Raw genomic sequence first — 23,730 nt, 5'->3', positions numbered from 1 at the left:
ACTTCACCGCCCCGGGTGACAACGCCGGACTAGTCCGCGTGCAGCACGCGCCCGCGCGTCTCCGGCAGCGCGAAGGCGGCAATGAAGAACAGCACGTAAGCCACCACCGCGAACATCGCGATCGCATTTGCGAGCGACGTCGTCGCCGAGAGCGCGCCGACCAGGAACGGAAACAGCGCGCCGATGCCGCGGCCGAAATTGTAGCAGAAGCCCTGGCCGGAGCCGCGTAACCGCGTCGGATAGAGCTCGGTCAGGAACGCGCCGATCCCCGAGAAATAGCCCGAGGCGAAGAAGCCCAGGGGGAAGCCGAGCACCCACAGGATCTCGTTGGTGAGCGGCAGCTGCGTGTAGAGCAGCACGACGGCCATGGCGCCGATCGAGAAGATCAGGAACAGATTGCGCCTGCCGATGCGATCCGCGAGCCAGGCCCCGACAAGATAGCCGATGAAAGAGCCGATGATCAGCGTCGAGAGATAACCGGTCGAACCGACGATCGACAGGTGCCGCTCCTTGGTCAGGAACTGCGGCACCCAGAAGGTGACGGCGTAGTAGCCGCCCTGGCAGCCGGTCGCCATCAGCGAGGCCAGGATCGTGGTCTTCAGGATCGGGCCGGAGAAGATTTCCCAGAGCGCAGGACGATCGCCGCTCGCGGCCTGTTTTGCGCGGGCCTCGGCCGCGATCTCCGGCTCGGTGACGGAGCGGCGGATGTAGAACACCAGCAGCGCCGGCAGTGCGCCGATCACGAACATCCAGCGCCACGCCGTCTCCGGCGGCAAAGCCGAGAACAGGATCGCCTGCGACAGCACGGCGAGACCCCAGCCGACCGCCCAGCCCGACTGCACCGAGCCGACCGCGCGTCCGCGATATTGCGGCCGGATCGCCTCGCCCATCAGCACGGCGCCCGCCGCCCATTCGCCGCCGAAGCCGAGGCCGAGCACGGCGCGTGCGATCAGGAGCTGGTCGAAATTCTGCACGACCGCGCAGACCAGCGAGAAGAACGAGAACCAGATGATGGTGATCTGGAGCGTCCTGACACGTCCGATATGATCAGAGAGATAGCCGCCGAGCCAGCCGCCGATCGCGGAGGCCAGCAGCGTCACGGTGCCGGCGAGTCCGGCCGAGGCCGCATCGACCTTCCACAGCGCGATGATGGTGCCGATCACCAGCGGATAGATCATGAAGTCCATGCCGTCGAGCGCCCAGCCCGCAGCGCAGGCCCAGAACGTCCGCCGCTCCGGCGCGTTCATGTCGCGATAGAAGGCGAGAAGGCTGGTGTCTTCGATCTCCGCGCGCTCAATGCGCTGGGTCGGATCGGCTGTGCTCATGTGCGTTTCCCCGGCGGTCCCTTAAAGCTGCGCGGTGGTAGCACGCACGGCAGCCCGCGCAAGCAGGCGCGCGCTGCCGTGCCATGCAACGGCGAGACTACTGTCCCGCGGCTTCCGCGCCGCGGGTACGCGGATCGGGCGCGCCGAGTGGCCCGTTCGGCGTCACCAGAATCGAATTGGCCGAGGTCTGTCCCATCGGCTCGACGATGAGGTGATCCATCGCCTTCAGCTCGAACAGCACATCGCCGGGAAAGCCGCTCTCGACGCGCACCTCGTCCGGCAGCCATTGGTGATGCAGCCGCGGCGCAGCGACGGCGGCGGCCACATCCATCTTGTAGTCGAGCACGTTGACGATGACCTGGAGCACGGTCGAGATGATGCGGCTGCCGCCGGGCGAGCCCGTCACCAGCACCGGCTTGCCGTCCTTGAGCACGATGGTCGGGGACATCGAGGACAACGGCCGCTTGCCGGGTCCGGGCAGATTGGGCTCGAAACCGACGAGGCCGTAGGCGTTGGAAGCGCCGACCGCGGCGGTGAAATCGTCGAGCTCGTTGTTGAGCAGCACGCCGGTTCCGTCGGCAACGAGGCCGACGCCGTAGCTGAAATTCAGCGTGGTGGTGTTGCTGACGGCATTGCCGCCGCCATCGACGACGGAAAAGTGCGTGGTGTTGGTGCCCTCGCGCGGCGCGGGAGGGGCGGAGACGAACTGTTTCGACGGCGTGGCGCGCTCCGCGGAGATGCCGGCGCGTAGCTTGGCGGCGTAGTCCTTTGCAGTGAGCGTGTCGATCGGCGCATTGACGAAGGCGGGATCGCCGAGATAGCGCGCGCGATCCGCATAGGCGCGCTTCATGGCTTCGATCAGCAGATGCAGCGAAGCGGGCGACCCCTGTTTCAGATCGGCCAGCTGAAAGCCCTCGAGGATGTTGAGCGTCTCCACCAGGACCACGCCGCCGGAGGACGGCAGCGGCATCGAGACAATGTCGTAGCCGCGATAGGTGCCGCGCACCGGAGCACGGATCACGGCCTGATAGGATTTCAGATCGGCCGGCGTCATGATGCCGCCGGCGTCAGTCACGGCCTTGGCGAGCTTGTCCGCGACCGGCCCCTCATAGAAGCCGCGCGGACCCTGTGCGGCGACGGCCGCCAGCGTTTCGGCGAGATCGCTTTGCAGCAGCCTGTCGCCTTCGCCGAGCGGCGTGCCGTCGGGACGCGAGAAGATCCTGGCCGACGACGGCCAGCGCGCGAGCCGCCGGTGCCAACCCGGCAGCGTGTCGGCAATGTCGTCGGTGACGACAAAACCGTCGCGGGCGAGCGCAATCGCGGGCGCGAGCAGCTGTGCCAGCGTGAACCGGCCCGAGCCGTATTTTTCCAAAGCCAGCGCAAGACCTGCAACGGTGCCGGGCACGCCGACGCCGAGCGCGGAATCCCGCGACTTCGCCGCATCGGGCTTGCCGTCAGCGCCGAGGAAGATCTGCGAGGTGGTCGCAGCCGGCGCGGTCTCGCGATAGTCGATCGTGATGTCCTCGTTGCGCTCGGCCGAATGGATCACCATGAATCCGCCGCCGCCGATGTTGCCGGCGCGCGGATACGTCACGGCCATCGCAAAGCCGGTGGCGACCGCGGCATCGACCGCGTTGCCGCCGCGGCGCAGGATGTCGGCGCCGACTTGCGCCGATATCTTTTCCTGCGCCACCACCATGCCGTGCTCGGACGGAACGGCGTGCACCGCGTCGAGCGCGGGTGGGACATAGGCTCGCCGCGCATCCTGTGCGGTGGCAGACGAAAAACCAAACGCCAGAGTGGCAATGAAGGCGAAAAATGTCCGCCGTGTCGGATATGACGACATCATCAAGCTTCCGTCGCGGCCTCAGGCCAGTTCCCACGCGTCGCTTCAATGCTATACGCTTTGCCCCAACAGAGGCAAAACTGTTCGTGATGGGGACTGGAATATGACGACGATCGCCTCGGATGCGCGCTTGGCCGGCGCGCAGCGGACCTATCCGCCGCGCGCCGCCGTTATCAGCTGGATCTTCTTCGATTGGGCCGCGCAGCCTTATTTCACGCTGATCACGACCTTTGTTTTCGCACCCTATTTCGCCACCAGCATTGCGCCAGATGCCGCCACCGGCCAGTCGTTGTGGGGCTTTGCGATGGCAGCCGCGGGCCTCGCGATCGCGCTGATGTCGCCGGTGCTCGGCGCCATTGCCGATGCCTCGGGCCGCAGGAAGCCGTGGATCGCGGGATTCGGCACACTGCTGGTGCTGGCGGCCTGCACGCTGTGGATCGGCAAGCCCGGCGATCCCACCATCATTGCGCCGCTGCTCACCGCGGTCGCGCTCGCCAGCGTCGGCGCGGAATTCGCCACCGTCTTCAACAACGCGATGATGCCGACCCTGGTGCCGCCTGAGCGGATCGGCCGGCTCTCCGGCACCGGCTGGGCCACGGGTTACATCGGCGGCATCGTCAGCCTCGTCATCGTGCTCGGCTTCCTCGCCGCCAATCCCGAGACCGGCCGCACGCTGCTCGGCTTCAAGCCGCTGTTCGGGCTCGATCCGGTCAGCCATCAGGGCGATCGCATCGTGGGACCGCTGACCGGGCTGTGGTTCATCATCTTCGTGACACCGTTATTCCTGTTCACGCCGGATTATCCGGCGAAGCACCCGGTGTGCGAGGCGCTGCGCGTGGGATTGTCGGATCTCAAGCAATCGATTAAGGGCCTGCCGCAGCGGAAATCGCTCGCGGCATTCCTGCTCGCCAACATGATCTACACCGACGGCCTGGTGTCGCTGTTCGCGTTCGGCGGCATCTATGCCGCCGGCACCTTCGGCTGGCACACGATCCAGATCGGCACCTTCGGCATCATGCTCGCGATTGCCGGCGCCCTTGGCGCATGGCTCGGCGGCAAGCTCGACGATGGTCTCGGGCCGAAGCGCGTCATCGCCGGCAGCCTGCTTGTTCTGTTGCTGGCGGTGGCGGCGATTCTTCTGGTCGACAAGGACAGCGTCCTGTTCGTCAAGGTCGCGCCGCCTCTTCCGGGCGCGCCCTTGTTCTCGAGCGCTGCCGAGCGCGCTTATCTCGTTTTGGGTTGTCTCATCGGCGCTGCAGGCGGCCCGCTTCAGGCCGCCTCGCGCACTCTGCTGATCCGTCTCGCGCCGAAGGATCGCATCGCGCAGTATTTCGGCCTGTTCGCGCTGACGGGGAAGGTAACGTCCTTCATCGGCCCGCTGCTGATCGGCATGATCACCGCGGTGACGGCGAGCCAGAAGGCCGGCATGGCCGTGCTGGTGGTGTTCTTCGTCGCGGGGCTGGGGTTGTTGATGCGGGTACGGGATTAGTGGCGTAGCCCGGATGGAGCGAAGCGCAATCCGGGGCCGCTGTTGCTGAGACGTGAAACCCGGATTTCGCTGCGCTCCATCCGGGCTACGCTCGCGGTGAGTTAGTGCCTGAAGTGCCGCGTGCCCGTAAACACCATGGCGATGCCGTGCTCATCGGCGGCCTTGATCACCTCGTCGTCGCGCATGGAGCCGCCGGGCTGCACCACGGCGGTGGCGCCGGCCTCAATGCAGGCGAGCATGCCGTCGGCGAACGGGAAGAACGCATCCGACGCCACCACCGAGCCCTTGGTGAGCGGCTCTGCGAGCTTGAGCTCATTCGCCGCGTCCTGCGCCTTGCGCGCCGCGATCCGCGCTGAATCCACCCGGCTCATCTGGCCCGCGCCGATGCCGACGGTGGCGAGATCCTTGGCGTAGATGATGGTGTTGGACTTGACGTGCTTTGCCACGCGGAACGCGAATTTCAGATCGCGCATCTCGGCGTCATCAGGCGCACGTTTGGTCACGACCTTGAAGGTCATGTCGTCGACCACCGCGTTGTCGCGGCTTTGCACGAGGAGGCCGCCGGCGACCGTCTTGGCGGTGAGGCCAGGCGCGCGCGGATCGGGCAGGCTGCCGGCGAGCAGCAGGCGCAGATTCTTGCGCGCGCCGATGATGGCGATCGCCTCCTCGCTGGCGTCGGGCGCGATGATCACCTCGGTGAAGATCTTTGTGATCTCGCGCGCGGTGTCGGCGTCGAGCGCGCGGTTCATCGCGATGATGCCGCCGAACGCCGAGGTGGAATCGCATGCGAGCGCCTTGCGATAGGCGCTGACGAGATCGGAGCCTTCGGCCACGCCGCACGGATTGGCGTGCTTGACGATGACGCAGGCCGCGGTGCGCTTGGCGTCGAACTCGCCGATGCACTCGTAGGCCGCATCGGTGTCGTTGATGTTGTTGTAGGAGAGCTCCTTGCCCTGGAGCTGGCGCGCGGTCGAGACGCCCGGCCGCTTGTCGGGCGTCGCATAGAACGCGGCGGTCTGGTGCGGGTTCTCGCCATAGCGCAGCGACTGGATCAGTCTGCCGCCGAAGGCGCGGAAATCGGGCGCGTCGATTTCGAGCTGGCGGTTGAACCAGTTCGAGATCGCGGCGTCATACGCGCCGGTGCGCGCATAGGCCTTCGCGGCAAGCCGCCGGCGCAGTGTCAACGTCGTCGATCCGTTGTTGGCGGCAAGCTCGTCGAGCACGGCCTTGTAGTCCTCGGCCTCGACCACGACGGCGACGTCGTCATGGTTCTTCGCCGCGGCGCGGATCATCGCGGGGCCGCCGATGTCGATGTTCTCGATGCAATCCTCGAAGCCCGCGCCTTTGTCGACGGTCGCTTCGAACGGATACAGGTTGACGACCAGGAGATCGATCGGCGCGATGCCGTGCGCCTTCATCGCCTCCGCATGTTCCTTGTTGTCGCGGATCGCGAGCAGGCCGCCATGCACCTTCGGATGCAGCGTCTTGACGCGGCCGTCCATCATCTCGGGGAAGCCGGTGAGGTCGGAAACGTCCTTCACCTTGAGGCCGGCCGCGGCGATCGCCTTGGCGGTGCCGCCGGTCGAGACCAGCTCGACATCGTGCGCGGCAAGCGCCTTTGCGAACTCGATCAGGCCGGTCTTGTCGGAGACGGAGAGAAGAGCACGGGTGACGCGGCGGGGATGGTCAGTCATGAGCAAGATCCTCTGTCTTAAGGAGTGTCTATGCCCAGGCGCGCGGCGTCTCAGTCCCGCGCTTCCCGATGGTGCTCCATCCAAGGTCGCCAGTCGCGCGAGCGAGGGCTCGATAGCAGCTTTCGGCCGTTTTCACAACGATGAGATGGGGCCGAATCGTGCGCGTTTACAGCGGAAGTTCCGGCTCGCGCCGGGCGTTGCGGCGGGCATTGGTGACCGCAGGCGATGCAGTGGAGCGGACGAAGCTCCAGCGGATCGACGGCGCCTGCCGCGCGTCCTGCCGGATCACGATCTGCGCGGTGCGGCGCGGGCCGTCATTGCCGGCCAGGAACACGCTGTCCTCGAGGTCGACCTTGTCGTCCAGCGCCTCGAAGGTCCAGACGTCGCGGTTGGGCAGCACCAGCATGACGCCACGGGCATCCGACAGCCGGCTCGCCTTCACCGCCGGATGCAGATGGAAGCGCAGCGCGAAGTCGGCGTCGGCGCCCTTGAAGCGTCCGCCCTGCGGCGGCGACAGCGTGTCCTCGCCGTCGATGCGTGCGCCGTCATTGGCGACCATCAGCACGCGGCGATGGATCGCGCCGAATTTCGCGAGGTAGCCGTCATGCGAGGTCGTGAGCAGCGTGCCGTTCTGAACGATCTCGCGATAGCTCTCGACCTCGACGGGGCCGCTGGTGACGGGTGAGCCGTGCAGGAGGCGCTTCATCGCCGACATCTCGACGAATTGGCATGAGGACGTCTCATGATAGGTCAGCGTCGAATGCGCCGCGGTGCCGCGTGCGAACGGCCGCCAATTGTCGCGTCCCGTGGTCGGCATGCCGCAATTGGTGACGATGCGGCTGATGCCGGAAGACAATTCGAACGACAGGCAGCCGGCATGGGCGTCGTGGCTGACGCCGGCCGGCGGCGGGGGGCCGGTGTCGATGATCAGCGTGGTCTGGCCGGCGTCGAGGCGCTGGAAGCCGGTATGCGGCATATTCGCCATCGGCGCGCCGTGAGTGTCGTCATAGGCGAGCAGCGTGGCGAGCAGGTCCGAGGGCGTCGCGCTCATGCCGTTGAAGAGCGCGAAATTGCCGTCGCCGTGCCGGAAGAAGCGCAGCATCGGCATCATGCGGTCGATCGCGTTGAGCAGCGCCGGCGGCGGTGCGATGTTGCGCGCGGCAAAGGTCTGCCGCAGCGGCAACAGGTCGATCAAGAGCTCGATCAGCGCGCCCGGATTGCGGGAGATGTGGCCGCCGTCGGGCAGGATCTGCCGCTGCAGCTCGTCCGAGAGCTTTTTCGAGGCACTGCGGATCTGTCGCGCCTGGTTGGCAAGGCACAGCGCCGCGTAGCACAGCGCGATCAGCACCTGGAGCTTCGGCACCCCGTCGGGCATGTTGACCATGGTGTAGCGCAGGAGGCGGATCTCCCGCGTCAGCGCCCGCAGATAGCGGCGGTAGAATTTGTTGTCGGTGTCGTTGAGCACCAGCGGCGCCTGCGACAGCAGCGAGATTACGCGCCGCGCCAGCACGTCGGCACGCCGCGCGACGGCGCGGCGCTTGTTGGCGGGGTTGGCGATCCAATCCTCGACCAGCGCGCGCGCATTGGCGCGCGTCAGCGCGGTGTCGGCGGCGCGCAGATGGCGCAGCCAGCCGAAGCCGAGCAGCGCGACCTCCCAGTCTTCCGATGGCGGTTCGAGGTCGAAGATCGAGCGGCCGTGGCAATTGACGATCTTGCCGGCGAAGACGAAGCGGCCGGCATAGATCTCTGCGGCGCGGGTCGCGTCCGCGGTGCGCAGGTCATGCGGCGCGATGATCAGCCGGTCGGTACGGCCGGGCCAGACCCGCGATAGCGCAACGGAACCGCCGCTCGCGCGCGCGAGCATGTTCCGCGCGAAGCGGTTCATCACCAGCGTCGAGATACGTCTGCGTTGAGCGACCGACACGCCTTGCCTTGAAGGGGGAGAGGATTAACGACGAATCCTTCTTAATCCCAAAATCGGACGTCTGACACCATCTTGAAGCGTCGCGAATCAGCGCTGGCGCAAAAACCGGTGCAAAATCAGGATTTAACGAGCCGGGCTGCGTAGAAACCGTCGAGCCCGCCGAGCTTGGGATCGGCGTTCGGCAGGTGGCTGGGCAGCGTGCGCAGGTCGCCCTCCGTGGTGATGATCTCGCTGAGCCCCGAGACCTCGGAAGCTTCGATCGGCACGCGGCGCAGGCCGCCCTCCGTGGCCAGCAGCGCCGCGATCGCCTGCTCGCCCTCTTCGGGTTCGAGCGAACAGGTGCAGTAGACCAGCGTCCCGCCCGGCTTGAGCAGCGAGACGGATTTCTTCAGCAGCCGCTGCTGGAGCGCGGTCAGGGCGGCGACGTCGGATTCCTGCCGGAGCCAGGCAACGTCGGGATGGCGCCGGATCGTTCCGGTCGATGTGCAGGGCGCATCGATCAGGATGCCGTCAAAACCTTCGGCAGGGCCGGCCCATTCCACGGCATCGGCGACGACAGTCTCGGCCTGGAGCGACAGCCGCGTCAGATTCTCGCGCAGACGCGCCACCCGGGCGGGTGAGCGGTCGATCGCCGTGACATGCGCGCCGGCCTGTGCCAGTTGCGCGGTCTTGCCGCCCGGGGCGGCGCAGAGATCGGCAATGGACTTGCCTTTGATGTCGCCAAATAGCCGAGCTGGCAACGCGGCGGCGGCATCTTGCACCCACCATTGCCCCTCAGTGAAGCCGGGCAGCATGGTCACGGCGCCGTGCAGCACCGTGCGCACCGATCCGGTCGGCAGCACTTCACCGTGCAGCCGGTTCGCCCATTGCGCGGCGTCCGATTTCACGGTGAGGTCGAGCGAGGGCTCGTGGCCGAGCGCCAGCGCCATGTCTCTTGCGGTCGCCTCGCCGTATTGCGCGCTCCAGCGCGCGAGCAGCCAGGGCGGCAGGTCCAGCGATTGCGTGGCAACTTCATCCACCAGCGCCTTGCCCTCGCGCGCGCAGCGGCGCAGCACGGCATTGACGAGGCCGGCATAACGCGCGGCACGCCGGTCGGATTGGACGAGGCGGACGGAAAGATCGACCGCGGCGTGATCGGGCACGTCCATCCAGAGGATCTGGGCGGCGCCGATCAGGAGTGCGCTCTGCGCGCGCGGCGCTTCGGAGGGAATGCCCTTGTCGAGCAAGCGGGACAGCACATGGCCGAGCGTGCCGAGCCGACGCAGTACGGTCGCGACCAGGCGGCGCATCAGCGCGCGGTCGCGGTCGGCGAGCGTCTTCAATCCGGGATGGGCACCGCTGCCGTCGAGCTGATCGTCAAGCGTGCGGTGCTTGTGCAGCACGCCGTCGACGATGTCAGCGGCGATCCGCCGCGCCGCGAGACCAGGCACTTCGGACGGAGGAGCGAAACGTTGAGATGGCATGCGGCTTAAGGTTCTTGGCGAGCGGCAGTTCCGCCGCAATGGGCGCATGCCTTGAGAGACGTATCTCTGGCATGCGAATATGCCAAATGTAAGAATGGCCTCTCGCGTTTACAGCCCGCCATGACCATCTCAGCAATGCGTTATTGGACGTCGCACACCCCGTGATCCTGCGCTAGGAACCGCCGAGATGAGTGACCAGCCCCCCGTTCCCGATCGCAAGCCGCTCCCGCCTGCCGCCCAGCGCGCGCTGGCCGAGGCCGAAGCGCGCCGGCAGGCTGCTGCTGCCCACGCCGCGGCGGCGCCGAAGGAATTGCAGGGACCGAAGGGACCTGAGCCTACCCGCTACGGCGATTGGGAGCGCAAAGGTATTGCCTCGGACTTTTGAGGCTGTCTTTTGAGGCTATCTTGCCGGATCGCCCGACTCAGCCCTAGCGTGCGCGGATGCCGCGCTTCGATCCCAGCCATCCATACCGGCCCTCATACAGTGGTTCGCCGTTCGGCCGTCACTTCTCGGGGCTGTTGCCGTGGATGTTCGTGGTCGCAATCGTGGTGGCCGTCGTGCTTACGTTCCGGCACGGGATGAACTGGCCCTTCCCGCATGCGATCGACGGTCAATCGCGAGATGCCCAGATCATTTTGCAGCAGGCCAATCCGGACATCCGTCAGCCGGTCGACGTCATTCGCACGATCGACGGCGATACCTTTCTCGCTCGCGTGCACCAGCGCGACGGACGCGTTCTCGTTGCGCGCGTTCGCCTGCGCGGTATCGATGCGCCGGAGATGAAAGCATCCTGCCAGGATGAATTGGACAAGGCTCAAGCGGCGACCGGCGCGCTGCGCGATCTGCTCGGCCAGGGCGGCGTGACGATCGCCAATCTCGGCCCCGACAAATACGGCCGTGTTCTCGCCAACGTTGCAACAAGGCGAACTGCGGACGTATCTGCCGCGTTGCTCGCCGGCGGTTACGCGCGGAGCTACAACGGCGGCCATCGCGACGGCTGGTGCGCGCGCGGCTGGCGCTTCTGGTAACAAAAAGCCGCGTCGAAAGACGCGGCTCTTGCTTGCCTGATCCCGGCGATCAGCGCGTCACGACCACCGTCGTGCCGACCGAGACGCGGCCGTAGAGATCGGTGATGTCGTCGTTGAGCATGCGGATGCAGCCATAGGAGACGAAGCCGCCGACCGAGCCCGGCACGTTGGTGCCGTGGATGGCGTATTCGCCGCCGGCCAGCGTCATCGCCGCAACGCCCATCGGGTTGCGCGGCGAGCCGCCCGGAATGACGTCCGGGATGCTGGGCTTGTCGCGCTTCACTTCCGCAGGCGGCGACCAAGCCGGGTTGATATATTTGCCGTCGATGCGGGTGGTGCCGGCCCATTGCTTGCCGGACTTGCCGACACCGACCGGATAGCGCACGGCGTGGCCGTTATCGAGGATGAGATAGAGCCGCCGCTCGTTGGTTTTGACCACGATGGTGCCCGGCGAATAGTCGGCCAGGTGCGTCCCCACCATTTCCGGCCGCGCCTCTGCGGCCGTCGACGTCAAGACCCCTGCCCCGATGGTGGCGGCGAGCGCCACAGCAATCCTTACCGACATCAATTTTTCCTCTGCCCCGAACGGATCGTCCAAAACTACGCAGCACCGGCAATTGCCCGCTTGCCCGGATATTCTTAACCGCGCCTGTTAACCGGATGGTTTCCACGCGCGGCCGCCAAGGGCCCGCCAGCACGCGGAACAAAGAAAATGTTCGAAATAAAGTAAATGACAAGAAAACAACACTTGGCTGGAAAGACGCGGGCGCGCCGCCGCGGGCCCTGACAAGTGCGTGAGGGTGTGAACGGCTGTTATTTCGGGGGGCTCTGTGTCCCGGACGCGCTGCAGCGCCTTGGCGCTGCTGCGCAGAGCCGGGACCCGGGAGGCCACACGCTCTGCCATTGGATCGGCCCCGGCTCTGCAGCGCACCGCTGAAGAAGCGCTGCGCCGCGTCCGGGGCACGAGAGCGTGCCTTACGCCGACTTCTTGTTCTGCCGGTTCTTCACGAGGTCGTCGACCACCGCCGGATCGGCGAGCGTCGAGGTATCGCCGAGGCTGCCCGGCTCGTCCTCGGCGATCTTGCGCAGGATGCGGCGCATGATCTTGCCCGAGCGGGTCTTGGGCAGACCGGGCGAGAACTGGATCTGGTCGGGCGCGGCGATCGGGCCGATCTCCTTGCGCACCCAGGTGACGAGTTCCTTGCGCAATTCTTCGCTCGGCTCGACGCCGGCCATCAGCGTCACATAAGCATAGATGCCCTGGCCCTTGATGTCGTGCGGGTAACCGACCACGGCGGCCTCCGACACCTTCTCATGCGCGACCAGCGCGCTCTCGACTTCCGCGGTGCCCATGCGGTGGCCGGAGACGTTGATGACGTCGTCGACGCGGCCGGTGATCCAGTAATAGCCGTCGGCATCGCGCCGGCAGCCGTCGCCGGTGAAGTACTTGCCCTTGTAGGTCGAGAAATAGGTCTGCTCGAAGCGGGCGTGATCGCCATAGACCGTGCGCATCTGGCCCGGCCATGACCGCGTCAGGCAGAGATTGCCTGATGTCTCGCCGTCCAGCACCTTGCCGTCGGCATCGACGATCTCAGGCACGACGCCGAAGAACGGCTGCGTCGCCGAGCCCGGCTTCAGCTTGGTCGCGCCCGGCAGCGGCGTGATCAGGATGCCGCCGGTCTCGGTCTGCCACCAGGTGTCGACGATCGGGCAGCGGTCGTCGCCGACGACGCGGTGATACCACTCCCAGGCTTCGGGATTGATCGGCTCGCCGACCGAGCCAAGCAGCCGGAGGCTTGCACGCGACGTCTTCTTCACGGGCTCGTCGCCGCTCTGCATCAGTGCGCGGATCGCGGTCGGCGCGGTGTAGAAGATGTTGACCTTGTGCTTGTCGATGACGTTCCAGAAACGGGAATTGTCCGGATAATTCGGCACGCCTTCGAACATCAGCGTGGTCGCGCCGTTCGCCAGCGGCCCATAAAGGATGTAGCTGTGTCCGGTGACCCAGCCGACGTCGGCGGTGCACCAGTAGATGTCGCCGTCGTGATAGTCGAAGACGTATTGATGCGTCATCGCGGCGAACACGAGATAGCCGCCGGAGGTGTGCAGCACGCCCTTGGGCTGGCCGGTCGAGCCCGACGTATAGAGGATGAACAGCGGATCCTCGGCGTGCATGTGCTCGGCCCGGCATTCCGTCGTCACCATCTTGGCGGCGTCGTGATACCAGAGATCGCGCGACGGATTCATCTCGACCGTGCCGCCGGTGCGCTTGACAACGACGACCCAGTCGACGCCGTCGGCCTTGGCGAGCGCCGCGTCGACATTGGCCTTCAGCGGCACCTTCTTGCCGCCGCGCAGGCCCTCGTCCGCGGTGATGATCACCTTGGATTGGCAGTCGTTGATGCGCTGGGCGAGGCTGTCGGGCGAGAAGCCGGCGAACACCACGGAGTGGATCGCGCCGATCCGCGCGCAGGCCAGCATCGCGTAGGCCGCTTCCGGAATCATCGGCAGGTAGATGGTGACGCGGTCGCCCTTCTTGACGTTGCGGGTGCGCAGGATGTTGGCCATCCGGCAGACCTCGTCGTGCAGCTCCTTGTAGGTGATGTGTCTGGATTGCGAGGGATCGTCACCTTCCCAGATGATCGCGGTCTGGTTGGCGCGCGTGTGAAGATGCCGGTCGATGCAGTTCCAGGCGACGTTGAGGATTCCGTCCTCGAACCATTTGATCGAGATGTTGCCGGGTGCGAAGGAAACGTTCTCGATCTTCGTCGGCGCGTGCATCCAGTCGATACGCTTGGCCTGCTCGGCCCAGAACGCGTTCGGGTCGGAGATCGAGCGGGCGTACATGTCCTTGTACTTGGCTTGGTCGATCCAGGCACGCTTGGCCCATTCCGCGGGGACGTCGTAGGTCTTCTCGGACATGCTTCCCTCCAGATACGGCAAGCCGAGCCCAGGCGACTGGCGAGCCGACGTCATCGTTGAACCGATTATGCGTCCGCCTAACCGGACCCGACAAGGAGCACAAGCTGGACCTTCGGCGAGCGGCCAGCCATGCGGAAGATCAACGCCGCCTGGCGCGACTGTCGCAGATCTGAAACAGGCCGGCGCTGCTTTCCAGGCCTTTACCAAGACGCCGGAATAGGCCTGTGCAGGGCGCCCATGCGCCGCAGGAGGTATTTAGAAACCGTCTGTCACTGATTCGGGACTCGCAATGCGGTTCGGAACACCCTAAATGGCCAACCCGGGTCCAACGAGACCGTCCAAGAGACCCTTGGAACAAAAATCAGAACAGCGGCATTGACCGATAACAGACAGGGCTAAGGCTTAAGACTATGATGGATCAGCAGAATCTCGGGACGATGCGGCTCGCTTCGGCCGATCCTGCTGCTGTCGCGCTGGCCAAAGCCCTCGGACAATGGCGGAAACCGGCCGGTTCCGCCCGTCTCAGCCCGAAAAAGGTCTTCGACACCGCGCCTGCGACCTCGGTTGAGGCGATCGCCAAGGAGCTGGGCCTGCGGCTCGGCGACCAGAACGAGCTGACCATCCGGCGCATCAAGCGCGGCAAGGGCTATTCCTTCGTTCGTCCCAACGGCGCGCATATCCGCGACGCCCGCACTATCCGCCGGCTGCACGCCATGGCGGTGCCGCCGGCCTATCGCCAGGTGCGCTACTCGGCCGATCCGAGCTCGCATCTCCAGGCGGTGGGACGCGATGCCGCGGGCCGGCTGCAGTACCGCTACCACGCCGATTGGGAAAAGGTCCGCGAGCACCGCAAGGCGCACCGGCTGGAAAAGCTCGTCGGCGCGCTGCCAAAGATCCGGCGCAAGGTCTCCGCGTTCCTGTCGGGTGACGAGCCGACGCGTGAATTCGCACTCTCGGCCGTGATCGAGCTGATCGCGCGCACCGCGATCCGTCCCGGCAACGAATCCTATGCCCGCCTCAACGGCACCCGCGGTGCCACCACGATGCTGAAGTCGAACGTTACGCTCGAGGACGATTCCTTCGTGCTGACCTTCAAGGCGAAGGGCGGCAAGGCGGTGCGCAAGGAGTGCGACGCGGCCAAGCTGGTGCGCGCCATCGGCATCCTGAACGGCGTTCCCGGCAAGCGCATGTTCCAGTATCGCGACGCCTACGGCATCGTGCGCGCGGTCAGCACCACGCAGGTGAACGCGTTTCTGCGCGAGATCGCCGGCATCAAGATTTCGCTGAAGGATTTTCGCACCCTGATGGCGTCCGCAGTCGTGGTGGAATCGCTGTCGCGGATCACGCCGGCGACCAGCCAGCGCGGCCGCAAGAAGCAGGTGCTGGACGCCATCCGCGCCGCAGCCGACAAGCTCTCCAACACGCCGGCGATCTGCCGCAAGAGCTACGTCCACGACACCATCGTCACCGCCTTCGAGGACGGTATCCTCGAACGCTTCGCTGCGACCATGAAGGGCCAGCGTTCGCAGGCCAGGCGCGAGCAACTTTTGCAGCAGGTGGTTGCGACCGCGGCGGTCTGATCCGCCCGACGTCGCTACATTTTATCGGATACACCCTTATCCGGACCGGGATCGCTGCCCGCGGCTGCGCTCGTGAGCCGGCCCAGATAATGCGCCCATCCTTTCGCGTGCGCGGCGGCCTGTTCCTCGGTCGGGAGCCCGCTATGGGTCATGCGCAGCAGCGTGCCGCCGTCGCGCTCGATCAGGTCGATCTCGATCAGGCTCGAGCCGGGCGGCACTTCCTGACCGCCCTCCCAGCCGAATGTGTAGGCCATACGATGCACCGGCACGACCTCGCGGAAGGTGCCGCGGCCGACGCCGCCACGCGGTCCGATGCCCTTGAGGAGAAAGAGCCCGCCGGGGTGCGGCTCCGTGGTCGCGTCGGAGCCCATCCAGCTCAGGATTTTCTCTGGATCGGTCAAATAGGCGAAGACGGTGGCGCGGGGGGCCGCGATCTGGGTTTCCCGTCGCACTACGAACGGCTCGGTCATCGGCGATCATCCCTGGGCTGACACTGGCCACATGGCGGCGGTGGAGCGGTGCGTCAAGGATTGCCCGTGACAAAGATGGCCGACCTTCGCCATCATCGGGCCATGCAACTCTCCCGGACCCTCGCCTGGCTCGTCGATGCCGCCTCGGATTGCCCCGGGGCCGACCGTCTGCTCGCGGAACTCGGCGCTCATCTGGTCGCCGACGGTGTCCCGCTTGCGGCAGGCAGCCTGACGTTGGAGGTGCCGCATCCGCTGATCGCGAAGCGGACCTGGCTGTGGCGCGCGGAGAACGGCCGGGTCATCGAGGCGCTCGGCTTCGCACCAAGCGGGCTGGCGCCCGACCCGCCCAATGATGCCGGTCGCCGCTGGCTGCGCGACATCGCGCGCGGCGAGGTGCACGAAGAGGTGGTCGGACGACAAGATGGGCCGCAGCTCGGCTGGATCGGGCCGCGTCCGTTCACCGCAGACGAGATCGAGCAATTGCGCCAGGCTGCGCGCTTCGCCGCGACGCCGCTGGCCGTGCTCGCTGCGCGCGCCACGTTGCGCGCGACGCTCGATGCCTATCTCGGCAAGCGCAGCGCGGAGCGCGTGCTGGCGGCGCCGCTGCGGCGTGATCTCGGCGAGACCATTCAAGCCGCGCTGCTCTATGCGGATCTGCGCAACTTCACGACCTTGTCGGAGACCACACCGCCGGCCGACGTCATCGCAGCGCTCGACGCCTGGTTCGATCGCATCGCCGGTGCTGTTCATGCCTTCGGCGGCGAGGTGCTGAAATTCATCGGCGACGGCGTGCTCGCGATCTTCCCGGTGGTCGAGGCCTCACCGCGCCGCGCCTGCGACGCCGCGCTGCGTGCCGCAGGCGCAGCCGAAGCCGGCATGGCGTATCTCAACGGGGAGCGCGGCGCTCAAGGACTGCCGCCGCTTGCGTTCGGCGCGGCCCTTCATCTCGGCGAAATACTCTGGGGCAATATCGGCGCCGCCAACAGGCTCGATTTCACGGCGATCGGTCCCGCCGTGAATCTCGCCAGCCGGCTCGAGGGATTGTGCAAGCCCCTGGAACGGACCGTGCTGGTATCGGGGGCGCTGGCCGCGGAGACGGACACGCCTCTCGTCGCGCTCGGATCGCATCCGCTGCGCGGCATCGCTTCGCCATGCGAGGTGTTTACGCTGCCGGAGACGCAAGCCCGGATATCGTAGCCCCGACGGAGCGAAGCGCAGTGCGCTCTTGCGCGCCGTGCCCACCATTTAACGGCAAGCTCCGGTCTCGATTGGTGGGCACGCTACGCTTTGCCCACCCTGCCGTTCACGTCGATTACATCCCGCCCATCTTGCAGACGAGCTTCCACTCTTCCGCCGTCACCGGCTGCACCGACAGGCGCGAATATTTCACCAGCGCCATGTCGGCGAGTTTCTTCTCGGCCTTGATCGCGGCCATCGTGACCGGCGTCTTCAAGGGCTTGTCGGCTTTGATATCGACGCAGACGAATTTCTCGGTCTTGTCGGTCGGGTCGGGGTAGGCCTCCTTGATGATCTCGGCGATGCCGACGATCTCCTTGCCCTCGTTGGAATGATAGAAGAACGCCTTGTCGCCCTTCTTCATGTTCACGAGGTTTATGCGCGCGGTGTAATTGCGCACGCCGGTCCAGGCCTCGCCCTTGGCGCCTTTCGCCACCTGCTGGTCCCAGGACCATACCGACGGTTCGGATTTCACCAGCCAGTAGTTCATCGCGCGTCCTATCCGTTCGTCATGGCCGGGCTTGTCCCGGCCATCCACGTCTCTGCCACCAATTCAATATCAAGACGTGGATGCCCGCGACAAGCGCGGGCATGACGAGAAAGACGTCATTCCTCTGCCTTGAAGGGGCGCGTCAACAGCCCCGAGATCGCAGCGTCGATCGTGCTCCGGCCGCTCAGGATCGAAGCGACCGCTTCTGACACCGGCATCTCGATGTTGTGCGAAGCTGCGAGTTCGATCAACACAGGTGCGGTGAACTCGCCTTCGGCAAGCTTGCCCGCGGGCGGCTGCTCGCCGCGGCCCAGCGCAAGGCCGTGCGCGAGATTGCGCGATTGCGGGCTCGAGCAGGTCAGGATCAGATCGCCGAGGCCGGACAGGCCCGTGAGCGTCTCGCCGCGCGCGCCGAGGGCACGGCCGAGGCGCGTGAGCTCGGCAAAGCCGCGGGTCGTCAGCGCAGCCTGGGCGGAGGCGCCGAGCTTGCGCCCGACCGCGATGCCAACCGCGATCGCCAGCACGTTCTTGGCCGCACCGCCGATCTCGACGCCGCGGACATCTGTCGTGTGATAGGGCCGGAAGGTCGCCGAGCCCAGCGCCTGCACCAGCGCGCTCGCCAGCGCTTCATCCTTCGCCGCCAGCGTCACCGCGGTCGGCAAGCCGCGCGCGACGTCGTCGGCAAAGCTCGGGCCCGACAGGATCGCCGGCTGCGCGTGAGGTGCGGCTTCCGCGATGACGTCGGTCATGAATTTATGGGTGCCGTGCTCGATGCCTTTGGCGCAGGCGACGATCGGCACCGGCCTTGCCAGATGCGAGGCCAGCATGTTGACCGCGCCGCGCAAATGCTGCGCGGGCGTCGCGATCAGCACCATGTCCGCGCGCGCGGCCTCCGCAAGCTCGTGCGTCACGACGATCTCCGGCGCCAGCCGCACGCCGGGCAGCCGCGGATTGTCGCGGGTCGAGGCGATTCGTGCGGCATGTTCGCTGTTGCGCGCCCAGAGCGTCACGTTCCGTCCGGCGCGCGCCGCGACCGTCGCCAGTGCCGTGCCCCATGCGCCCGCACCAATCACCGCGACGGACCGGAACGCCGTCATAGCTAGAATCCCGCCCGCGTGTTGCCGTAACCGGCCGGCGCCGTGGCGTTGGCATCGAGCAGCCAGCGTGCGCGGGGTTGGGCTTCCATCGTGTCGATCATGCCGAGCGCCAGGCGCTCGGCGCCGGCCCAGGCGATCATCGCGCCGTTGTCGGTGCAGAGCGCGGGCGGCGGCATGATCAGTTGCGTCCCGGCCTGCCGCGCGACGTCATGCAGGGCGCCGCGGATCGCCTGATTGGCCGCGACGCCGCCGGCGGCGACGAGGGCATGCGGCGCGCCGAACTGCTCGCGGAAAAGCCTCAGGCCGACGCTCAGCCGGTCGGCCGTCGAGTCGAGCACGGCGGCTTGAAAACTCGCGCAGAGATCGCTGATATCCTGCGGCGCGATTTCGGTTAACCGGCTCGCCTCGTTGCGCACCGCCGTCTTCAATCCCGAGAGCGAGAAATTGGCATCGGGCCGTCCCTGCATCGGGCGCGGGAAGGCGAAGCGCGTGGCATCGCCGGTTGCCGCGGCGCGTTCGACCTGCGGCCCGCCCGGATAGGGCAGGCCCAGCATCTTCGCGACCTTGTCGAAGGCTTCGCCCATCGCGTCGTCGACGGTGGTGCCGAGCCGCACATATTGGCCGACACCGGTGACGGCGACGATCTGGGTATGCCCGCCCGAGGCGAGGAACAGGCAGTAGGGAAATTCAATTCCGTCGGTGAGGCGCGGCGTCAGTGCATGCGCCTCGAGGTGGTTGACCGCGACCAGCGGCGTGTCGTGCACCATCGCGATCGCCTTGGCGGTGGTGAGGCCGACGATGACGCCGCCGATCAGCCCCGGCCCCGCCGCGGCTGCGACACCGTTGAGCTGCGCATAGTCGATGCCGGCCTCGTGCATGGCCCGGTCGATGATGCCGTCGAGGACGTCGACATGCGCGCGCGCGGCGATCTCCGGCACCACGCCGCCGAAGCGGGCATGCTCCTCGATCTGGGACCGCACGATGTTGGACAGGATCTTGCCGCTGCCGTCGGGCGCGCGCTCGATCACGGCCGCGGCGGTCTCGTCGCAGGTGGTTTCGATGCCCAGTACCAGCATTGGCGAATTGTTATCCAATTTGCGCCCTTGCGCTCATCCGTAAAGCAGAGTTCTGGTACGTCCGGTAGCATTCCGGGGTCCACTTGCGCAATCGTCACGCGCAGCCGCCTTCGTGAATGCGTCACCGCCACGTGGTTCGGGAACACAAGCGATGTCCATTCTTGTCACACGGCCGCATCCCGACAATGAGGCGACGGCGGAAAATTTGCGGGTGCGGGGTCATGTGGTGCTGCTCGCCCCGATGCTCAAGTTCGAGCCGGTCGCCTTCCATGACGAGAGTGAGGCCGACTACGGCGCCATCATCGTCACGTCGGCCAATGCGATCCGCGCCGTCGCGCCGCAATTGCAAGATCTTGGCTTAAAGAATCTTGGCCTCCTGGAGCTGCCGCTGTTTGCGGTCGGGGAGCACACGGCTGCCGCGGCGCGCGACGCCGGCTTCGCCGAGGTGATCGTCGCCGGCGGCGATGCCGCGGCCTTGCGCGACAAGGTGATGCAGAGCGCGCGCGACAAACTGCTGAAGAAGAAAAGCACGCTGCTCTATCTCGCGGGCGCGGATCTGTCGCGCGATCTCGGCGGCGAGCTCGGCGCAGAGGGCTTCAGCGTGGTGACGCAGACCACCTATCGTATGACTCCTGTCAAGATCCTGCCGCGCGATGTCTGCGATGGCTTTGCCGCGCATGGGATCGAGGCGGTGCTGCACTACTCCCGTCGCAGCGCGCGGGCCTTCCTGGATGCGGCACGGGACGAAGGCGTCGAAATCTCGGCGCTGGCGATCCCGCAATGCTGCCTGTCCGAGACGGTCGCCAGCGTGCTGCGCGATGCCGGCGCGTCGCAGGTTCTGGGGGCCGCGACGCCGGACGAAAATGCCCTATTTGATACCTTGGAGCGTGCTTTGCGGACCCGTTTGGCGTAAGAGGTCGGGCCGAATCCGACGCGATCGGGTCCGTTCAGGGCATTTGAGTGTGAGGAACCGTCACGATGGCCGACGACAAGCCTGAAGACGCAGGATTGGCTCCCGAGTCAGGCCGTGCCAAGCGCACCCCGCCCACCATCGACCTTGAGGCAACCGAAGTTTCGACCCAGCCGCAGCCAACGGCGGCCGCCGAGCCGGAGGTTCAGCCGGCGCCGGAGCAGGCCACGCCAGAGCAGGCCACGGTCGAAGAGTCCAAATCCGAAGAGGCCAGGCCTGACCCGGAGCCCGCGCACGCGGAGGCCGCGGTTGCTTCCGCTCCCGCGTCGGCGCCGGTTTCGCCCTGGGTCATTGCACCGTTCTCCGGCGCGGTCGCAGCCGCAATCGTGATTGCCGTCGGCTGGATGCTGGGCTGGCCCGCCGTGGAGGCGCCGCCGGCCGCGCCGCAGGTCACGAGCGCGACGGTCGACGCGCTCAGCGGACGTGTCGCCGCGGTCGAAGCCAAGGCGGGCAATCCCGCTGCCGATCCGGCCGTGGTGGCGCGGATCGATGCACTGGAGAAATCTGCAAGTGCCTTGCGCAGTGACATCGCCAATCTGCGCGCACAGTCCGACAAGACCGCCAACGACGTGAAATCGGCACCGCGCGCTGCAGCGCCTGATCTTGCCGCTCTCAGCGACCGCATTGCGCAGCTGGAGCGTGCCAGCAAGACGGAGCGCGCCGAGCTCGCACAGCAGAGCGAGAAGATTGCCGACAACAAGGCGACGAATGACAAGCCGCTGCGCCATGTCGTGGCGGCGGCTCTGCTCGACGTCGCGGTTCGGCATGGCGATCCTTACGAATCGCAATTGGCCACGGCGCGGTCGCTCGCGGCCAAGCCCGATATGCTGAAGCCGCTCGACACCTTTGCGTCGTCAGGCATTCCGACGCCGGTCGCGCTGAGCCGCGAATTGCTCAACATCGTGCCCAAGCTCTCGCCGCCGGCGGAAGCCCCGGCCGCCGGTGCCGGCATCGTCGAGCGCCTCCAGGCGGGGGCCTCGAAACTCGTTCGTATCGAGCGCACCGACGGCGTCGGCAATGATCGCGGCGCCATCGTCGCACGGGTGACGGCGGCGGCGCTCCGCAACGATTTCGTCGAGGCGCGGCGCGAGCTGAAGACGCTGCCCGAGGCCGATCGTGCACCGGCGCAGGCCTGGCTCGACAAGGCCGATGCGCGCGACGCCGCGCTCGGTGCCTCCCGCAAATTCGCCGACGATGCCATGGCGGATCTCGCCAAGCCCGATCTGGTCAAGCCTGCTCAGTAAAGGTTCGCGCAATAATCAGCGCGTAATAGGGATCGCCATGCTCCGCATCGTCCTCTTCCTCGTCCTGATCGCGCTGGCGGCGGCCGGCGCGGCTTGGGTTGCCGATCAGCCCGGCGATCTCGTCCTGACCGCGGGCAGTTTCCGCGCGTCAACGACGCTTCCGAGGTTCGTGTTTCTGCTCGGCGTCTTTGCAGCGGCGGTCGTGCTGGTCTGGAGCATCGTGACGATGATCTGGCGCGCGCCGGGACGCCTGCGCCGCCGCCGTCATGAGAAACGCCATGCGCGCGGCCGCCATGCCATCACCCACGGCCTGCTCGCGATCGGTCATGGCGATACCGCCCTCGCCCGCCGTCACGCCGATACGGCGCGGCGGCTGGCCGCGAACGATCCGCTCGCACTGCTGCTGCACGCGCAGTCGGCCCAGCTCGAAGGCAATCGCGACGAGGCCCAGCGCGTCTTCCGCGTCATGGCCGAGCGCGAGGATACCCGGCTGCTCGGCCTGCGCGGCCTGTTCATCGAGGCGCAGCGCGCCGACGATGCGGTCGGCGCCGTGATGATCGCGGAGGAAGCGATCAAGCTGTCGCCGTCCTCGACCTGGGCCTCGCACGCGGTGCTCGGCTTCCGCTGCGCGCGCGGCGACTGGAGCGGCGCGCTCGCGATCCTGGATTCGAATCTGTCCGCGGGTCTGATCGACAAGGCGGCCTATCGCCGCCAGCGCGGCGTGCTGCTCACGGCCCGCGCGCTGGAATTGGAAACCATGGACCGCGACGTGGCGCGCGAGAGCGTGATGGAGGCCATCAAGCTCGCGCCGACGCTGGTGCCGGCCGCGGTGCTTGCGGCCAAGTTCGAGAGCGAAGCGCATCAGGTGCGCCGCTCCATGAAGCTGGTCGAGGCCGCGTGGCTCGCCAATCCGCATCCGGATCTCGCCGACGCCTATGCGCACGTGAAGCTCGGCGATTCAGCGCGGCAGCGCTTGCAGCGGGTCGAGACGCTCGCAGCCAAGACGCCCGCCGACAAGGCGGGCCATGTCGAGGGCCAGCTTGCGATCGCGCGCGCGGCGATCGATGCCTCCGAGTTCGCGCGTGCGCGCGCGGTGCTGGCGCCTTACGTCAATGATCCGACCCAGCGCGTCGCGCTGCTGATGGCCGAGCTCGAGCGTACCGAGCACGGCGACGGCGGCCGTGCCCGCGCCTGGACCTTGCGCGCGGTCCGCGCCCGCCACGATCCGGCCTGGACCGCGGACGGCTATGTCAGCGACCGCTGGCGTCCGGTCTCGCCGGTCACCGGCCGTCTCGATGCCTTCCAGTGGCAAACGCCGGTCGCGAGCCTGCCCTCCGACAAGGGCGCCACGATCGAATCCTCAGCCTTCGAGGAAGCCATGCTGGCCGCCCCGCCGCCGAAGCGGGTGACGGCAGCCCCAAGCGAAGCCCCGGTGGAACCGCCCGTGGCTGCACCGGATCCGGTCCCCGCCGCACAGGACAATTCGCCCCCAGAGGCCAAGGAGACGGCTGGGGAAGCCGCCAAGGAAGAGCCTGCGGTCACGCCGGCCGCCGAGTCGGTCAATCCCGCTCCTGAGGCGGCCGAATCATCGCCGGAGGCGGCAACGCCGGTGTTCCGGACCCGCGCCGACCTCGGCAGGCCTGCGCCGGCCCCGATCCAGGCCGTCATCCCGATCGTCCGCGCCCCCGATGATCCCGGGATCGATGACGAGGGTCCGAGCGATGAATTTGCGGAACAAATCGGCACGCCCAGAACCCATGCAAAGGCCCAGGCCGGCGGCTGGCGCGGATTCTGGTCCCGCTGGGGCGCGTGAGGCACATTTCGAAGCCCGCTCCACCTTGCCAATTCGGGCCATGCCCGATATCAGGAGCGCGC

At 66.9% G+C, this 23,730-nt stretch carries 19 protein-coding genes and 1 riboswitch; of the genes, 8 read left to right on the top strand and 11 right to left on the bottom strand.

The window, feature by feature from the left end:
- Nucleotides 1–29: 29 nt before the first annotated feature.
- Both AB7535_RS35905 and ggt read right to left on the bottom strand, forming a co-directional pair.
- Nucleotides 30–1,325 (bottom strand): MFS transporter, encoded by a 1,296-nt coding sequence (locus tag AB7535_RS35905; RefSeq protein ID WP_063980311.1) that lies wholly within the window; start codon nucleotides 1,323–1,325, stop codon nucleotides 30–32.
- 97 nt (nucleotides 1,326–1,422) lie between these two features.
- Nucleotides 1,423–3,174 (bottom strand): gamma-glutamyltransferase, encoded by a 1,752-nt coding sequence (gene ggt, locus AB7535_RS35900; RefSeq protein WP_354113536.1) that lies wholly within the window; start codon nucleotides 3,172–3,174, stop codon nucleotides 1,423–1,425.
- A 100-nt stretch (nucleotides 3,175–3,274) separates the two neighbouring features.
- On the opposite strand from ggt, the gene AB7535_RS35895 reads away from it, so the two are divergent.
- A complete protein-coding gene (locus AB7535_RS35895) occupies nucleotides 3,275–4,660 on the top strand; it encodes an MFS transporter (RefSeq protein WP_135213935.1) in 1,386 nt (461 codons plus the stop codon).
- A 101-nt stretch (nucleotides 4,661–4,761) separates the two neighbouring features.
- Here AB7535_RS35895 and purH read toward each other — a convergent pair whose 3' ends face one another.
- The 3 genes from purH to AB7535_RS35880 all read right to left on the bottom strand — a co-directional run bounded on the left by purH (nucleotide 4,762) and on the right by AB7535_RS35880 (nucleotide 9,741).
- A complete protein-coding gene (purH, locus tag AB7535_RS35890; protein ID WP_135213934.1) occupies nucleotides 4,762–6,354 on the bottom strand; it encodes a bifunctional phosphoribosylaminoimidazolecarboxamide formyltransferase/IMP cyclohydrolase in 1,593 nt (530 codons plus the stop codon).
- A gap of 25 nt (nucleotides 6,355–6,379) precedes the next feature.
- Nucleotides 6,380–6,461: riboswitch (ZMP/ZTP riboswitch) on the bottom strand.
- A gap of 59 nt (nucleotides 6,462–6,520) precedes the next feature.
- Nucleotides 6,521–8,239, bottom strand: coding sequence for a heparinase II/III family protein (locus AB7535_RS35885; protein ID WP_354113575.1), 1,719 nt, complete (start codon nucleotides 8,237–8,239; stop codon nucleotides 6,521–6,523).
- Between the two features lie 155 nt (nucleotides 8,240–8,394).
- Nucleotides 8,395–9,741, bottom strand: a complete 1,347-nt coding sequence (locus AB7535_RS35880; protein ID WP_354113535.1) for an RsmB/NOP family class I SAM-dependent RNA methyltransferase — start codon at nucleotides 9,739–9,741, stop codon at nucleotides 8,395–8,397.
- 187 nt (nucleotides 9,742–9,928) lie between these two features.
- Between AB7535_RS35880 and AB7535_RS35875 the strand changes: the two genes are divergently transcribed.
- Both AB7535_RS35875 and AB7535_RS35870 read left to right on the top strand, forming a co-directional pair.
- Nucleotides 9,929–10,126: a DUF1674 domain-containing protein gene (locus tag AB7535_RS35875; protein WP_028151091.1), complete on the top strand. Its 198-nt coding sequence runs from the start codon at nucleotides 9,929–9,931 to the stop codon at nucleotides 10,124–10,126.
- A 56-nt stretch (nucleotides 10,127–10,182) separates the two neighbouring features.
- Nucleotides 10,183–10,770, top strand: a complete 588-nt coding sequence (locus tag AB7535_RS35870) for a thermonuclease family protein (protein ID WP_354113534.1) — start codon at nucleotides 10,183–10,185, stop codon at nucleotides 10,768–10,770.
- Nucleotides 10,771–10,819: 49 nt separating this feature from the next.
- On the opposite strand, the gene AB7535_RS35865 is transcribed toward AB7535_RS35870, so the two are convergent.
- Together AB7535_RS35865 and acs are read right to left on the bottom strand one after the other, a co-directional pair.
- On the bottom strand, nucleotides 10,820–11,335 hold the full coding sequence (locus AB7535_RS35865) for a L,D-transpeptidase (protein ID WP_071917016.1): 516 nt from the start codon (nucleotides 11,333–11,335) through the stop codon (nucleotides 10,820–10,822).
- A 410-nt stretch (nucleotides 11,336–11,745) separates the two neighbouring features.
- Entirely contained in the window at nucleotides 11,746–13,692 is a 1,947-nt protein-coding gene (acs, locus tag AB7535_RS35860; RefSeq protein ID WP_354113533.1) for an acetate--CoA ligase, read from the bottom strand.
- Nucleotides 13,693–14,102: 410 nt separating this feature from the next.
- Between acs and AB7535_RS35855 the strand changes: the two genes are divergently transcribed.
- Entirely contained in the window at nucleotides 14,103–15,272 is a 1,170-nt protein-coding gene (locus AB7535_RS35855; protein WP_354113532.1) for a DNA topoisomerase IB, read from the top strand.
- Between the two features lie 14 nt (nucleotides 15,273–15,286).
- On the opposite strand, the gene AB7535_RS35850 is transcribed toward AB7535_RS35855, so the two are convergent.
- The gene (locus AB7535_RS35850) at nucleotides 15,287–15,742 is read right to left on the bottom strand and encodes an SRPBCC family protein (protein ID WP_439037518.1); all 456 of its coding nucleotides are present in this window, start codon (nucleotides 15,740–15,742) and stop codon (nucleotides 15,287–15,289) included.
- A 102-nt stretch (nucleotides 15,743–15,844) separates the two neighbouring features.
- Between AB7535_RS35850 and AB7535_RS35845 the strand changes: the two genes are divergently transcribed.
- Complete coding sequence (locus AB7535_RS35845; RefSeq protein ID WP_354113574.1) at nucleotides 15,845–16,939, top strand: adenylate/guanylate cyclase domain-containing protein; 1,095 nt, start codon at nucleotides 15,845–15,847, stop codon at nucleotides 16,937–16,939.
- Between the two features lie 115 nt (nucleotides 16,940–17,054).
- On the opposite strand, the gene AB7535_RS35840 is transcribed toward AB7535_RS35845, so the two are convergent.
- From AB7535_RS35840 to tsaD, 3 genes are all read right to left on the bottom strand, one after another.
- Complete coding sequence (locus AB7535_RS35840) at nucleotides 17,055–17,468, bottom strand: EVE domain-containing protein (protein ID WP_166353523.1); 414 nt, start codon at nucleotides 17,466–17,468, stop codon at nucleotides 17,055–17,057.
- A 116-nt stretch (nucleotides 17,469–17,584) separates the two neighbouring features.
- A complete protein-coding gene (locus AB7535_RS35835; RefSeq protein WP_354113530.1) occupies nucleotides 17,585–18,565 on the bottom strand; it encodes an NAD(P)H-dependent glycerol-3-phosphate dehydrogenase in 981 nt (326 codons plus the stop codon).
- Nucleotides 18,566–18,567: 2 nt separating this feature from the next.
- Nucleotides 18,568–19,641: a tRNA (adenosine(37)-N6)-threonylcarbamoyltransferase complex transferase subunit TsaD gene (gene tsaD, locus AB7535_RS35830; protein ID WP_135213926.1), complete on the bottom strand. Its 1,074-nt coding sequence runs from the start codon at nucleotides 19,639–19,641 to the stop codon at nucleotides 18,568–18,570.
- A 151-nt stretch (nucleotides 19,642–19,792) separates the two neighbouring features.
- Between tsaD and AB7535_RS35825 the strand changes: the two genes are divergently transcribed.
- The 3 genes from AB7535_RS35825 (at nucleotide 19,793) to AB7535_RS35815 (ending at nucleotide 23,668) form a co-directional block, all read left to right on the top strand.
- Nucleotides 19,793–20,554 (top strand): uroporphyrinogen-III synthase, encoded by a 762-nt coding sequence (locus AB7535_RS35825; protein ID WP_354113529.1) that lies wholly within the window; start codon nucleotides 19,793–19,795, stop codon nucleotides 20,552–20,554.
- Between the two features lie 65 nt (nucleotides 20,555–20,619).
- On the top strand, nucleotides 20,620–21,855 hold the full coding sequence (locus tag AB7535_RS35820) for a hypothetical protein (protein ID WP_354113528.1): 1,236 nt from the start codon (nucleotides 20,620–20,622) through the stop codon (nucleotides 21,853–21,855).
- 37 nt (nucleotides 21,856–21,892) lie between these two features.
- Nucleotides 21,893–23,668 carry a heme biosynthesis protein HemY gene (locus AB7535_RS35815; protein ID WP_354113527.1) on the top strand — a complete coding sequence of 592 codons (1,776 nt, stop codon included), beginning with the start codon at nucleotides 21,893–21,895 and terminating at the stop codon, nucleotides 23,666–23,668.
- Nucleotides 23,669–23,730: the final 62 nt, after the last annotated feature.

This window comes from Bradyrhizobium sp. 956_D2_N1_4 (genome assembly GCF_052076025.1).
In the GTDB taxonomy this organism is placed as follows: Bacteria; Pseudomonadota; Alphaproteobacteria; order Rhizobiales; family Xanthobacteraceae; genus Bradyrhizobium; species Bradyrhizobium barranii.
The sequence above is the reverse complement of the archived record's forward strand: the minus strand, read 5'-3'. Positions and strand labels throughout refer to the sequence as shown.